The sequence below is a fragment of the Pseudomonas sp. P7548 genome, assembly GCF_013386585.1.
In the GTDB taxonomy this organism is placed as follows: Bacteria; Pseudomonadota; Gammaproteobacteria; order Pseudomonadales; family Pseudomonadaceae; genus Aquipseudomonas.
Window position 1 is genome coordinate 1 of sequence record NZ_JACARO010000051.1, and the last position, 13271, is coordinate 13271.

The following is a 13271-nucleotide window of genomic DNA, read 5'->3' on the forward strand; positions in this document are numbered from 1 at the left end:
GTCGGATTACGGGCACACCGAGCGTGAGCGAGGTGCCGAGTGTTGGGGCAAGAGCCTTTTGCTTACTTTTGGCTGGGCCGGCATTCCGGCTTTTCAAAAGTGACCCGCCGTAAGGGCGGAACCATAAGCAGCCGTTACCCAAATAACGGATATGTACTCACTAAACCCACTCATCAAGGCCCACACACCAACACCCGCCGCTCATAATTCAACGCCTTGTTCTGCACCCCCAACGCATACGAAGCCGTGCAACTACGATCCCCCCACTTGATCACCAGCGTCCCCTGGTCCTGCTCGACCAACGCCAACGCATTCCCATTCGGATCAGCAATCGCCAACTGCTTGCCCGTAGCGTCCTCCAACGAAGCCCCAAACCCCAATGGCTGACGCTGCGCATCCAACAACTCAAACAACACCCGCCTGCCCGTGGTTCCGCTGTAGTGCGCAACCACGATGGCCCCTCGGCGCGGCACCACCTGCTGGGTGGCGTTGGTAATTTCAACGTCGGCGCCCAAGTCCCGGGTGTCGAGGCTGATCCAGTTGACCCGATAAGGTTGGGCCGTCGGAATCACCGCATAGCCGTTGCGACCAGTCTCAACGCCGCTGTAGCTGCTGATCCGGGCCCCGGAAATGCCCGCCACCTCGGCCAGTGCAAAGGTCTCGCTGACCGTCTGCCCCAGGTTGATCCCGCCGCTGTGGGCCACCACGGAACCGGCGAGGTTGAGATTCTGCGCGTTGTAGCCCTGGCCCTGGCTATAGCCCAGGCTGACATCCGCCACCGAGGTGCGGCTGTTGATGTTCACCGAACCGGAATCCCCGCTGGTGTCGCTGTGCCCGGCCTGTACCGAATAGAACGTGTCGCTGGTGTCGGCGACATAGCCGTTGATGCCCGCCTGGGTGGTGGTGTCGCCGTGCTGGCTGCTGGTGGTGACAAATGCCCGTGGCGCGCGGGCCTGGCTGCCCAGTGGGAACGAGATGGACAGGTTCACCTGGGTGTCACTGCTCGGCTCACCCCAGGTGACAATCTGCTGGGTGCGCGTCACGCCGAGGTTGTAGCTCAGGTTGCCCCAGTTGCTCGTATACCCGGCCGAGAAACTCTGGGAGCCGCCGCGATTCCAGTAGCGCTGGTCACTGGCGTTCACATACAGGCTGCCGAATTCGCGCTGGCGCCCGATGCTCTGGTTGATGGTCAGGTCGGTGCGGGTTTTTGAATGGCCACTGCGCACGCGGAGGTTGTCGCTGAGGTCTTCGACATGGTCGTTGAAGCTGCGATAACCCTCGGTGGAGTAACGGTAGGCTGCCAGGGTGAAATTGGTGTCGGTGCCGGCAAAGGTCTTGGCGTACAACGCACGCACGCTGCTGCCCTGGGTGGTCTGCCCCTGGGCCTTGCTCGATGAATGGGTCACGTCCAGCGATACCGCACCCAACGCGGTGTTGCGGCCGGCGCCGAGGGACAGGGCGCTGTAGTCCTCGCTGGCCTGCACGCCGACGATGCCGCTGAGGTTGCTGGTCAAGCCATAGGCCAGGGTGCCGCTCAGAAAACGCGGGGTGGCCAGGCCGTCGGTGTTGCTGTTGAAGCGACCCGCCGAGAGGCTGTACTTGACCTGCCCCTCGCGCACCATGATCGGCAGGCTGGAAAACGCCTGCGTCGTCACGCGGCGGGTGCCGTCGGCTTCGATCACGGTGATCTGCAAATCGCCGTTGGAGCCGCTGGGGTAGATATCGTTGATCTCGAACGGCCCCGGCGCAACGCTGGCGGTGTAGAGGATGTAGTCGTTCTGGCGGATCTCCACCGTCGCGTTGGTCTGTGCCACGCCACGGATCACGGGGGCGTAGCCGCGCTCGCTGTCGGCACGCATGCCGTCGTCGGAGGCCAGTTTGACCCCGCGATAGCGCACGCTGTCGAACAGGTCGGTGTCGGAAAAAATCTCACCGGCGCTGAACTGGCCCTTGATCGCCGTCACGTCGTGCTGCACGTAGCTGCGGTTACTGGTGTAGGTGTTCTTGCGCCCGGTGCCACCGCTGAGGTTCGATTCGTTGCGCAAGCGCCAGGCCCCCAGGTTGATGCCGTTGCGCAGGCCCAGGTTGTTGGCGACGCGTGTGTCATGGTCACCGGCGGAGCGACTGCTGTTGAGCTGGTAGTTGATGAACGCGGCAGGTACGCCATCGTCCCACAGCTGCGGGTCGACGTACCCGCGCAAGCCGCGCTGCATGGCCACTTGCGGAATGCTCGCAAGCAGGCGCAGGCGGCTGCTGTCGTAGCGCACTGTGGCGTCTTCGATCAGGGCGGCCAGTGGGTAGCAGTCCTGTGGGTGCTGCGGGTCGAGTTTGCCTTGGGCCTCAAGGCGGGCCATGTCGATGCCCAATTGCTTGAGCAGGTCGAGGGTCAGGCAGGCTTGCACCTGGTCATTTTGCGGGTTGCGCTTGAAGTCGATATCGCGCCGGCCCACCAGCACTTCGTTGCTGTACAGGTCTACCCGGTAAGTGCCCGGCAACACGCTGTTGGCCGACAGCAGCTGTTGCAGGTCGACCGGGGACTGCGAGCCCTGCAGGAAGGTGGTGTTGAAGGTTTGCGCGGCCTCGTCGGCCATGGCCCAGGCGGGCAGGCTGGCGGCAATCGCCAGCCACAGCGTCTTCAACTTCAGTGCGTCACACGCGGACCAGTTGCAGGAAAGAAAAGACATGCGAAGACCTGTGGCATCCCGGATGAGCGAGCAAGTGCGAGCAGCAGCGCTCAGGGTTTGAGGCGCGACTCGGTGGCGTGTGTGATGCCCCCGGCCAGAGTGGCGGTGTACGGGGTTTGCGCGCCGTAGTCATTGATGCTCAAGAACGACAACGGCAGCGTGCCGCTGGCGGTCAGGCCCTTGAGCGGGAACTGTTTTTCTTCCCCCGGGGCGACCATGGTGGAATCGCTGGCCAGGTGGTCCTGCACGCTGATGTCGGCCATGGACACGTGGTACAACGTCGGGTTTTTCACGATCAGCAGGGTCTGTGTGCCGTGTCTGACCAGCGTCCATTCCAGTTGGGCCGGGGCCTGCAGCGCGCTGCCCGGCAAGCCGGCAGGGCGGAAAAAAATCTTGATGCGTTGGCGGATGGCCAACTGCAAGGTGTTCTCGGTGGTGCTGGCCTTGGGGATTTCCTGCACGTTGAGCCATACCACCGACTCGCGGTCAGTGGGCATGCCGCTGCCTTCGTACAGGATGCGCAACAGTTGCTGTTCCTTGGCAAACACCCGTGCCAACGGCGGGGTGACGGCAAATGGTGCACGGCTGCCACTGGCATCGTTGCGGTCGACCCAGGACTGGATCAGTACGTCCTGGTTGCCGTTGCGCACGGTGATGTTGGCTTCCTTGTGGTCGCCCTCGAAGACGATGCGGGTGGCATTCAATGAAATGCTGGCGGTGGCCTGGGCAGCCATGAGCATGCCCAGCAGCCCGAGGCCCATGGCAATGGAACGAGGCAGCATGAGGGGGTGTCCGGTGTCATCAGAAAGGGAATGGCGAGGCCCCAGGGCCTCGCGCGTTCGGTGCGCCAGGCGCCGGGTTATTCGTATTGCAGGATGAACGGCAGGGTGGCGTCACCGCGACCGGCCGTCGATGCGCCGGCGGCGCCGGTGGTGACGTAGGCCGCCGCGAAGCTCAGGGTGGCGTCGCCACCGTCGGTGCCCTGGCCGTGCATGGTGCTTTCAATGCGTGCGGTGGCGGGCGAGCTGAGGTCGATCAGCGTGCCCTTGCTGTCGAGCAGGGCGATGCCGACGTTCTGCGCAGTGGCCGAACCCGGGTTCAGGGCCAGGACGTTCTTGCCGGTCACCAGGCCCGAACCGCCATTGTTGGCGTCAAAGATCATCGCGACTTTGGTGCCCTGGTTGCAGTTGACGTTCAGGTTGAAGTCCTTGGCAGTCACACGGCCGGCAGTCGGGTTCTCGGCAGTGCCCATGTCCTTGATCGACACGTTGCCCATGTCCACCGAAATGGTGCGGTCGGAGTTGGCGCCGTCTACCGAGCAGGCGTCGTTGTTGATCACGCCGGTGAAGGTGATTTTGCCGCTGCCGCCCAGGGTGGGTTTCGGTACAACCGGCTCTTCGGCGAATGCACTGCCGCCGGCGCAGAGAATGGCCGAGGCGATAACAGCCAAGGAAAACTTCTTCATGATGATGTCCATAAATGTGAGGTGGAAAGTGTGGTTTCTGAACTGCCGGGAAATAGTAAGAGGCGAGGGCTGGCGGGCAAATAAGACGATTCTTATAAGTGCAGGAGAGGAGGGCTTAGTTGTACTTTTTTAGAGGTTTTAGCCCGTATATAAAGGGCGAAGCCATTGTCCATGAATGGCTTTTAAAAGGGGGTTAGTTGAAGATGTTGCGCGCAAGACAATAAGCCAGAAGGTCCTGGTCGCTGCTGACAGCAAGTTTGCGCATGGCCGATATCTTTTGTGCACTGATGGTTTTGGAACTTCGGTTCTGGCTGCGGGCAATATCACTCACACTCATGCCAGAGATAAACAGACGCAGGATTTCAAACTCCTTGGGCGACAGTGTCGAGAAACGTTCGTCGATGGCTGTGAGGGTCTCGATCACGGACGTCTTGGGCGGCTCCAGGCTGCGATAGGCACTCTGCTGGGCGATGGCCTTGAGCGCCAGTTGGATCTCGGTGTGCAACTGGCTTTTCTGGATGATGCCCACCACACCCAGTTCCTGCAGGCGGGTGAGGATCAGGTGGTTGGAGATCATCGTCAGGATCAGGATCTGCACCTGCGGGAAATGCCGTTTCAGGTATTCCACCAGCTTCAGGCCATCACCGTAGGGTGAGTCGCCCGGCATGTTGTAGTCGGTGATCACGATGTCGGCGCCCTGGCGCTGCAGCAACTCGATCAGGCCGGCCGAACAGACGGCCTCGCCCACGACCTGGAAGCGCGTGTCGCGCTCCACCAGTTCGCGCACCCCGAGCAGCACGATCGGGTGATCGTCCGCGATTACCACGTTGAATGTCTTCATAAGGGGCCGTCCGTAATGCCAGTTCAAGTGAGGGGAGTGGGCCCGGGCTGGAGCGTGTCCAGGACGGCCGAAAGTCGTTGCATCACGGCCGTCACCTTGAGCGTCAGTGCAGTGTCGAGGCTGCCACGGTTAAGTGCGCTTTCCAGTTCGATGCAGGCCTGAGCCAGGCTGTTGGCCTGCACGGCACCCAGGGCGCCGGCGACTGAATGCAGCCGTTGGCCGAGGCGGTGTGCATCGCGCTGTTCCAGTGCCGCGCCGATATGCTGCAGGTCCTGTTGCACGCTGCTGATGAACAACGGGCGCATCTTGTCGGAGAGGTGCACGCTGTCGTCAAACGTTTCGGTAGGGGGCGCGACCTTGCACAGTTTGATCAACTGCGCGCGCAGGGTCTGCAGGCTCAGGGGTTTGACCAGCCAGGCGTTCATGCCGACGGCCAGGCAGCGCACGCCTTCTTCGCGCATCGCGTTGGCCGTCACGCCTATGATCGGCAGGTGGGGCGCGTGCTCGCGCAAGGTCCTGGCCAGTTCGTAACCGTTCATCAACGGCATGTTGACGTCGGTCAGCACCAGGTCGAAGGCCTGCGGCTGCCACAGGTGCAAGGCCTGTTCGCCGTTCGAAGCCAGGCTGACCGAGCAGCCGAGCGCCTCCAGTTGTTCCTTGATGATCGCCTGGTTGATCGGGTTGTCTTCGGCCACCAGGATGCGCAGCCCCAACCGACCGGCACTCTGGGGCTGGGCCGCAGGAGGCTGTTCGTGTTTGCCCTGCTGCGCCAGGGAGACGGTGGTGGCAATGGCACGTACGTCGTGCATGTCGACCACCCAGCCCTGTTCGGTGGGCAGTGGTGGGCTGTGCGCGCCCGGCAGGCAGATGACGCGCTGGCCGATCCAGGGTTGCGCGGGTTGGTCGGGCAGCACGTCCACCAGAACGGCGGGGTGGGCACCCGGTTCCTGAGTCGGCGCGGCCAGGGCCGCCGCAATGCCCAGGCGGTTGAGCCAGTCGCACACCGATTGCGCCAATTCGCGCACCGGTGCCTGCACATACACCGGCGTGGTGCTGGGCTCCACCTGCGGCGGGCTGGTCAGCGCACCGGTACACACCGGCAAGCGGATTTTCAAAGTGAAGCTGCTGCCCAGCCCCGGCTCGCTGACGACCTTGATCTGGCCGTCCATCATCTGCGCCAACCACCGGCAGATCGGCAAGCCCAAGCCTGCGCCACCTTCGCCCGCCGTGTCCGGCGCCTGGTAGAACAGATCGAACAGCTTGGCCTGCTGCGCCTCGGCGATGCCCACGCCGGAGTCGGTCACCTGCCATTCCAGTTGCACATGCCCGGCGTCGAGTGCGCGCACCCGGGCACGGATGACCACGCGCCCGATGTCGGTGAACTTGATCGCGTTGCTCACCAGGTTGTTGAGGATCTGGCGGATGCGCAGCGGGTCGCCCATGACGCTGTCCGGCAGTTGCGGGTCGATGCAACTGTAGAGCTGCAGGCCCTTGCGCTGAGCGAACGCGGCGTAGGTGTGCAAGGTGTCTTCGAGCATGTCCAGCGGGCAGAACTCCACGGCTTCGATCGCCATTTGCCCGGACTCGATTTTCGACACATCCAACACGTCGCTGATCAGTTGGAACAACGTGGCGGAGGAGCGCTGGATGGTGTGCAGGTAGGTTTTCTGGTGCGGGTCAAGGTCGGTCAGGCCGAGCAATTCCAGGGTGCCGAGTACGCCATACAGCGGTGTGCGGATTTCATGGCTCATGGTCGCCAGGAACAGGGTCTTGGCTTCGTTGGCCGCATCGGCGACACGGCGTGCGTCCTCCAGGGCCGAGGCATCCTCGATATGCCGGGTGATGTCGTTGAACGCATACAGGCGCACGTCCTCGGCCTGGTAACGCGTCGACACGAAGCCGATCTGCAGGTGGCGGCCTTCGATTTCCAGGTGGGTCTCGCCGCTCTCGGCGCTGTCATGGGTGCCGGCCATGGCGGCCACCAGGCGTGCGCTGCCTGGCCATTGCTGGGCGCGTTGGTTTTCGATCAACACTTCGCCGTCGCTGCGCCGCACCACGCATAACCCGGTGGGGGCGGTGTCAATGATCACGCGGCTGAAGGCCACGCTTTCGGCGATGCGCTCATGGGCCAGCCGCGCCGGCGCAATCACCTGGCGCCGGTACCAGCGGCTGCCGGCCCAACCCAGCGCCAGCAGGCTGCCGAGGAATAACGCCAGGCTGCTCAGCGGCCACAAGGCGTAGTGGAAATACCGGGCGTAGCTCAAACCATAGATCGCGCTCCACGGCCGCTCGCCGGCCTGGGAAATCTTGAATTCGAAGCCTTGCGACGTGAAGTGCACGCCGTCGGTGAGTGGTGCCCCGGTCACTGGCGGGCCGACCAGGCGCTGGCCGTCGGGCGCGATCAATGTCACGCGATCAAATGCCGAGCGTTCCAGCGCGCGCTGCACGTCGTCGGCCTGCGCCAGGTCCAGCAGGGTGCCGACCACCGCCGAGTCCGGGCCGTCGAGCGGGATGCCGATATAGGCGAGCAGATGGTCTGGCGCGGGCCCGGCCTGCCAGTACACGCGTTCGGGCTCAAGGCCAGGCGGCGTCTGCGCCAGGGCTTGCTGCACCGCGTTGACCAGCGTCGGCGTGGTATTCACGGCGGGGATATCAATGGCGTAATCCGCCTGGCGGTTGAACACGAAGGTCTGCGGCGCCCCGTAAGGCGAAGAGGACCAGAAGGCGCTGTAATAGCTGGTCAGATGAGCCCCCAAGGCAAATACCCGCGGCCTGGCGCCGACACCGACGCGCTGTTCATCGAACGTCACATTGAAGGGCACCGAGAACGAGTACTTCTGGCCTTCGTACAAGGTGCGGCGGGTGTCGACCATGCGGCTCTTGAGGCTGACTTGTACGTCAGTGGCGCGCAGCAGTTCGGCCTGCACGCCGGGATGCGCGAGGTTCTTGAGGAACGTTTCCTGTTGCGCCAGGTTTTCCATCAGGCGTGCGAAATGGAACTGCATGGCGCCATAGCGGATATTGACGCCCCGCTGCAAGGACCAGTAGTTGGTGACGGCCAGCAGCAACGCGAGCCCGAACATCAGCATCAGGCTTTTGTTCAAGCGCAATGAGCTTCGGGTAAAGGCTTCGAGGATCGCGTTATTGTGCTTCATCAAGAACGTCCGCAGGCGGAGAAAAAATCGGCACTGGAAGGAGCTTAGTCGCTCCCTGCAACAAATAATCCGTGCCAGGCGCCTAATGAGATGTCGCGGGGCCATCATTGTTCAGAAGTTGTTGAAATTGTTCACAAGAAACCGCGTGGGAGATCAGGAAGCCTTGTACCTGATTGCAATCGACCTTGCGCAGCAGCGCCAGTTGTTGAGGTGTTTCCACCCCTTCGGCGACCACGGTCAGGCCCAGTTTGCGGCCCAGGCTGATGATGCTCGCCAGGGCCGAGGCCATGCCTTCGTTGTCATGGCAGCCCTGCACCAGCGCCTGGTCGATCTTGAGTTCGGTAAAGGGCGTGGACACCAGGTTGAGGTAGGAGCTGTAGCCTTTGCCGAAATCATCCTGGGACAAGCCAAAGCCCTTGATACGCAAGCGACAGGCGCCGGCGTAGAAGTTGCTGATGTCCTGGGGCACCGAGCACTCCATCAGCTCGAAACAGATCATCCCGGGAATGCCGTCGTGGAGCAGCACGAACTCCAGCAGACGGTCGGCCAGGTCGTGGCTGTTGAGCAAATGGGTGGGCAGGTTGATCGACACCGGAATGTCATAGCCGCGCAGGCACCATTGTTTCTGCGCGTAGATGGCCTGCTTGAGCACCACCCACAGCAGGCGTTCTTCCAGTTCGAACGCCTTGATCGCCTCCAGGAAGGCACCGGGCAACATCACTCCTTGCTCGGGGTGCATCCAGCGCACCAGGGCTTCTGCGGCGACAATGCGGCCGTTGGCCAAGGACTTTTTCGGTTGGAACCAGGCTTGCAGCTGGCCGTTGCCCATGGCCTGGATCAGCGTGTGGCGGTCGATGTCGAGGTGTTTGGCGGGCAGCGGGGAGGGAGTGCGCATTTTGCGCCTGAGTTGTTCGACCAGGCTGCGTAGTGCGTCGGCGGCCACCGGCTTGGAGATCAGCCCGATCACTTCTACATCCAGGTTCTTGGCCACCAGGCTTGCGGCCATCAACATGCGCCGCGAGGCCACACTCATGATCGCCAGCGCCGGCTTGCAGCGCAGGCTGGCCAGGCTTTGAATAAATTGCACACCGTCCATGCCCGGCATCAGCAGGTCGGTGAGTACCAAATCGAAGTCCCGTTGGCGCAGGCGTTCCAGCGCCTCTTTGCCATCCTGGGCAGCTTCGAGCATGAACTCCCCCAACTCATTGAGCAGGTGCTGCAAGTAGATGTGCTGAAGGGGGTGGTCCTCGACGATCAAAATACTAAGGGGCTTCATGGATGATCCGTGCATAAGGCGCCAGGGAATTGAAGAGCGCCCGCAACGCGAAAGGCTTGACCAGGCAATGGTTCATGCCGGCGGCCAGGCACAGGTCGGCCTCGCCGCGCATCGCGTTCGCGGTGGCCCCGATAATCGGCAACGGGCAGCCCTGGCGCCGCAGTTCCCGCGCCAGTTCGTAGCCGTTGATGTGGGGCATGTTCACATCGGTCAGCACCACGTCGAAGGTGCCGGCGGTGTACAACAACAAGGCTTCGTGACCATCGGCCGCCAGCTCGACGGTGCAGCCGAGCTCCTCGAGTTGGTCACGCAATATGAGTTGGTTGATGACGTTGTCTTCGGCCACCAGCAGGTGCAGGTTGAGTTTTTTCAGGTCACGTTGGCGTGTCTGCTCATCGGCGCGTGCCACCCACAGCCCCTGGGCCTGGCTTACCGCCTGGTGAATGGCACTGAGCTGGTTGAGGTTGACGTGCCAGGCCCCGCCGTCATCCGGCGGGACGCTGCTGGCGTTGCTGCTGGCATGGATGACGGGCCCGGCCCACTCGGCGACCAGCGTTGGGTCAACGTTGCCGGGGTGCAGTTGCAACAGCAGGTGGCCTTCGGTCTGCGCCGGCAGGGTGGTCTGCACGCGGGCGCCCCAGCGACGCAACCAGCCGCTGATGGCGTTCGCCAGTTCCGGGATCGGTGAGGCGACATAAATGGTTTCGGCCAGCAGGGGCGGCAGCGGTGCAGTGGGGGCCTCCTCCAAGGGCAGGGTCAAGCTGAAGCTGCTGCCCAGGCCAAGCTCGCTGACCATGCGGATATTGCCGTTCATCAATTCGGTCAGGCGTTGGCAGATCGGCAGCCCCAGGCCCGTGCCGGCCACCACATTGGTGTTGCCTTCGCTCTGGTAGAACGGCTCGAAAATCAGCGCCTGGTCTTCCTGGGCAATGCCTTTGCCGGTGTCCGAGACTTGCCACAGCAGGTTCGAGCGCTCGCCGTCGCGGCCCAGCACCTTGACCCGCAGCACCACGCGCCCGTAGTCGGTGAATTTCACCGCGTTGTTAAGCAGGTTGTTCAGGATCTGGCGGATGCGCGTTACGTCGCCGATCAAGCGCTCCGGCAGCTTCGGGTCGAAACAGGCATAAAGCTGCAGGCCTTTGCCCTGGGCCGCCGCCGCGTAGCCCTGGATGATTTCGTGCACCAGGTCCAGGGGCGAGAACTCGCTGAGCTCCAGGGCCAGTTGCCCGGCTTCGATCTTGGACACGTCCAGCACATCGCAGATCAGCTGCAACAGGGTCGAGGACGAGCCTTCGATGGCATGCAGATAGTCTTTTTGCTGGGTGTCCAACTGGGTGCGCGCCAGCAGTTCCAGGGTGCCGAGCACGCCATACAACGGCGTGCGGATTTCGTGGCTCATGGTCGCCAGGAACAAGGTTTTCGCGGCGTTGGCCGCATCGGCAGACTGCCGGGCTTCTTCCAGTGCCGCTTCGACCTGCTTGCGAGCGCTGATGTCGCTGAAGGCGCAGAACAGCACGTCCTCGCCCTTGTAGCGGGTGGGGGCGCTGCTCAGGTAGAGGTGGCGGCCGTCGATGGTTTCAAAGTAGTCGCTGCGTTCGGACGGCCCGTTCGCAAAGGCTTGCTCGATCCAGCCGTCGCGCAGCGCCTCGCGCTCCGGACCGGCGCCCAGCCATTGCTGCGCCAAGGTGTTTTCCAGCACCACCTGGCCGTCGGTGCGACGCAAGACACACAGCGCGACGGGCGCGGTCTGGATCACATCGCGGCCGAACGCCTCGCTTTCGATCAAGGCCTGGATGCGATGGATCGAGGGGATGATGAAGCGTTGGTCGACCCGGCGCATCACCAGCCAGATCATCGTCACGCTGAACAGGCAGAACAGCAGCGAGCCGAGCAACTGCTTCCACAAGCCGCTGACCACTGCGCGCAGGTCGATGGAGTACATCAGTTGCCAGTCCGAAGACTTGAGGTGCTTGCGGATCACCAGGTGATCGGGCAGCCAGCCATTGCCGACGAACCCGAAAAAGCTGTCCTCTCCCGGCCGCAGGCGCTGCTGGCTGAGCTGGGCATTGTCGCTGTTGGTGAACACCAGCATGCCCTGGGAACTGAGCATCATGAACTCGCCGGCACTTTTGTCGCTGAGGGTGGAGGACACTTCGCGGCTTTCCATTTCCATGCCGAGCCAGCCGGACTCGGGGTCGCGTTCGTCCAGGCGGATAAAAATGTACAGGTGCGAGTGGCCTTCGGTCCTGTCACTCAGCCATAGCTCGTTGAGTGTGGTGGGATCGCTGTGTTGCACGGCCTTGAGGCGGTTGAGCAGGCATTTGGAAATCGGCAACACCTGCGCGGTGGCGTCATACAGGCGCGTGACCTGGGGTGTTGTCTGGGCACTGGTGCCGGCGTTCACGTAAAGCAGGTTGAGTTGTTTGGCCTTGAGGTATTCGCGCATGCGGGTGGTCAGCCAGATGCTCCACTGGTTGTCGGGGGAGTCGCCCAACTGCAGGTGCTGTTCTTCCGGGGAAAAGGTATAGACCGGGGTTTTCGAGGGGCGCCGCACGGCCGACAGGCTGAGGCTTTCGAGCAGGGCCTCGCGGTTGGTGAAAAAGGTATGGGCCTCGGCGATGGCACTGCTCATGTAGCCACGGCGCTGGGAAATATCGTTGTTGAAGGTGGACAGCAGAAAAGTGTAGACCCCGCTCAGGATGCCGATCAGCAACACGGTCGCAAAAATACGAAGCAGCCTTCTGGCTGCTTCGGGTCGGGAGAGGACGGGGTTGATCTGGAGCAGGTAACTTTTCAATCGCATCGACAGACTTTAAGCGCCCGTCCATGGGCATGGCATAAGACGATCCTTAAAAAACAGCTACTTGTAATACATATCCACCACCACGGCGGCGTCGAACGCGCCGGGGATCGGCAAGGTGCGCCATTTCAGGTCGGCGCGGAATTCGTCGTGGCTTTGGCCCAGCCCCATCAGCTCCTGCAGGGTGAACCAGGTATTGAATGGCAGCTGTTGCTGGCTTTCGGCGCGGGACAGCGAGATGCCCACCGAGCTGTTGTTGTCCGGCACCAGCAAGCCATTGATCACGCCGCCACCGCCCGGGGTGGTCGCAAAGCGTGCGCTGACGGTGTAGGGCGTGTCGCAACCCTTGCGCAGGTTGAGGCTGAAGTTTGCGGTGCTGGCGACTTCACCGATCGCGGCCTTGCGCGAAGGCGTCGGGAAGTTGACCACGCTGGGGGTGATGGTGAGTTCCGGCGTGCAGGGCACGAAGCGGATGCCGTTCATACCGGTCACCACGTAGTTGAAGTTGCTGTTGGGCCGCGAGTTGAGACCGCGCACGCCGTCCAGCTGGAACACCCGGTACGAGGTGAGCGTACTGGCCTGGCCACTGGGAGGCGTGGGGTCGTATTTCTCGATGAAAACGCTGAAGTTGAGGGTGAAGCGCGCCTTGTCCCAGCCCACGCAATTGGCGGTGCAGCCCCGATCGGAAAAGAACCCCGTGCCGACCTTGCCGGTGCTCTGGGTAATCGGCTGGTTGTTGTAGCGGATGCCCACGCGAATACCGGTGCCGATACTCACGTTGGCCGGGTTGACGTAGAAATACACCTCTTCACGGCCATGGTTGTAATCGTCTTTGCAGATCACATTGGTCGTACGCGGGCCGGACTCCCAGATGATGGTGCCGTTGGGCGCATCGGCGGCCACCGCCAGCGCGGTCCCCAGCGCCTCCTGGGTGATGATCGAGCCGGTGCCGTCTTCGCGGCAGGCCAGTGCGTGGCTGGTGGCCGGCAGGGCGGCGCAGGCCCACAGCAGCATGGGTAGAAAGCGTTGGGTGAGTGACATAGGTGCAAT

The 13271-nt window shown here is 62.6% G+C and carries 8 protein-coding genes; all 8 read right to left on the minus strand.

Features of this window, described 5'->3' with window-relative positions; translation table 11 throughout:
* Positions 1–173: 173 nt before the first annotated feature.
* The 8 genes from HX803_RS20815 to HX803_RS20850 all read right to left on the minus strand — a co-directional run bounded on the left by HX803_RS20815 (position 174) and on the right by HX803_RS20850 (position 13262).
* Positions 174–2684 (minus strand): fimbria/pilus outer membrane usher protein, encoded by a 2511-nt coding sequence (locus tag HX803_RS20815; protein WP_178923083.1) that lies wholly within the window; start codon positions 2682–2684, stop codon positions 174–176.
* Between the two features lie 50 nt (positions 2685–2734).
* Complete coding sequence (locus HX803_RS20820; protein WP_178923085.1) at positions 2735–3466, minus strand: molecular chaperone; 732 nt, start codon at positions 3464–3466, stop codon at positions 2735–2737.
* A 77-nt stretch (positions 3467–3543) separates the two neighbouring features.
* Positions 3544–4149 carry a fimbrial protein gene (locus tag HX803_RS20825; protein ID WP_178923087.1) on the minus strand — a complete coding sequence of 202 codons (606 nt, stop codon included), beginning with the start codon at positions 4147–4149 and terminating at the stop codon, positions 3544–3546.
* 193 nt (positions 4150–4342) lie between these two features.
* A complete protein-coding gene (locus HX803_RS20830; RefSeq protein WP_178923089.1) occupies positions 4343–4990 on the minus strand; it encodes a response regulator in 648 nt (215 codons plus the stop codon).
* Between the two features lie 23 nt (positions 4991–5013).
* Positions 5014–8145: a hybrid sensor histidine kinase/response regulator gene (locus HX803_RS20835; protein WP_178923091.1), complete on the minus strand. Its 3132-nt coding sequence runs from the start codon at positions 8143–8145 to the stop codon at positions 5014–5016.
* An 82-nt stretch (positions 8146–8227) separates the two neighbouring features.
* A complete protein-coding gene (locus tag HX803_RS20840) occupies positions 8228–9421 on the minus strand; it encodes an EAL domain-containing protein (protein ID WP_178923093.1) in 1194 nt (397 codons plus the stop codon).
* Positions 9408–12224: an ATP-binding protein gene (locus HX803_RS20845; RefSeq protein WP_178923095.1), complete on the minus strand. Its 2817-nt coding sequence runs from the start codon at positions 12222–12224 to the stop codon at positions 9408–9410. The genes HX803_RS20840 and HX803_RS20845 overlap by 14 nt, the downstream gene beginning before the upstream one ends.
* A 57-nt stretch (positions 12225–12281) precedes the next feature.
* Complete coding sequence (locus tag HX803_RS20850) at positions 12282–13262, minus strand: fimbrial protein (protein WP_178923097.1); 981 nt, start codon at positions 13260–13262, stop codon at positions 12282–12284.
* Positions 13263–13271 lie beyond the last annotated feature (9 nt).

Coding starts and splice junctions, on each gene's coding strand:
- HX803_RS20815 (WP_178923083.1), bottom strand. CDS start 2,684: ATGTCTTTTCTTTCCTGCAACTGGTCCGCGTGTGACGCACTGAAGTTG.
- HX803_RS20835 (WP_178923091.1), bottom strand. CDS start 8,145: ATGAAGCACAATAACGCGATCCTCGAAGCCTTTACCCGAAGCTCATTG.
- HX803_RS20825 (WP_178923087.1), bottom strand. CDS start 4,149: ATGAAGAAGTTTTCCTTGGCTGTTATCGCCTCGGCCATTCTCTGCGCC.
- HX803_RS20845 (WP_178923095.1), bottom strand. CDS start 12,224: ATGCGATTGAAAAGTTACCTGCTCCAGATCAACCCCGTCCTCTCCCGA.
- HX803_RS20850 (WP_178923097.1), bottom strand. CDS start 13,262: ATGTCACTCACCCAACGCTTTCTACCCATGCTGCTGTGGGCCTGCGCC.
- HX803_RS20820 (WP_178923085.1), bottom strand. CDS start 3,466: ATGCTGCCTCGTTCCATTGCCATGGGCCTCGGGCTGCTGGGCATGCTC.
- HX803_RS20840 (WP_178923093.1), bottom strand. CDS start 9,421: ATGAAGCCCCTTAGTATTTTGATCGTCGAGGACCACCCCCTTCAGCAC.
- HX803_RS20830 (WP_178923089.1), bottom strand. CDS start 4,990: ATGAAGACATTCAACGTGGTAATCGCGGACGATCACCCGATCGTGCTG.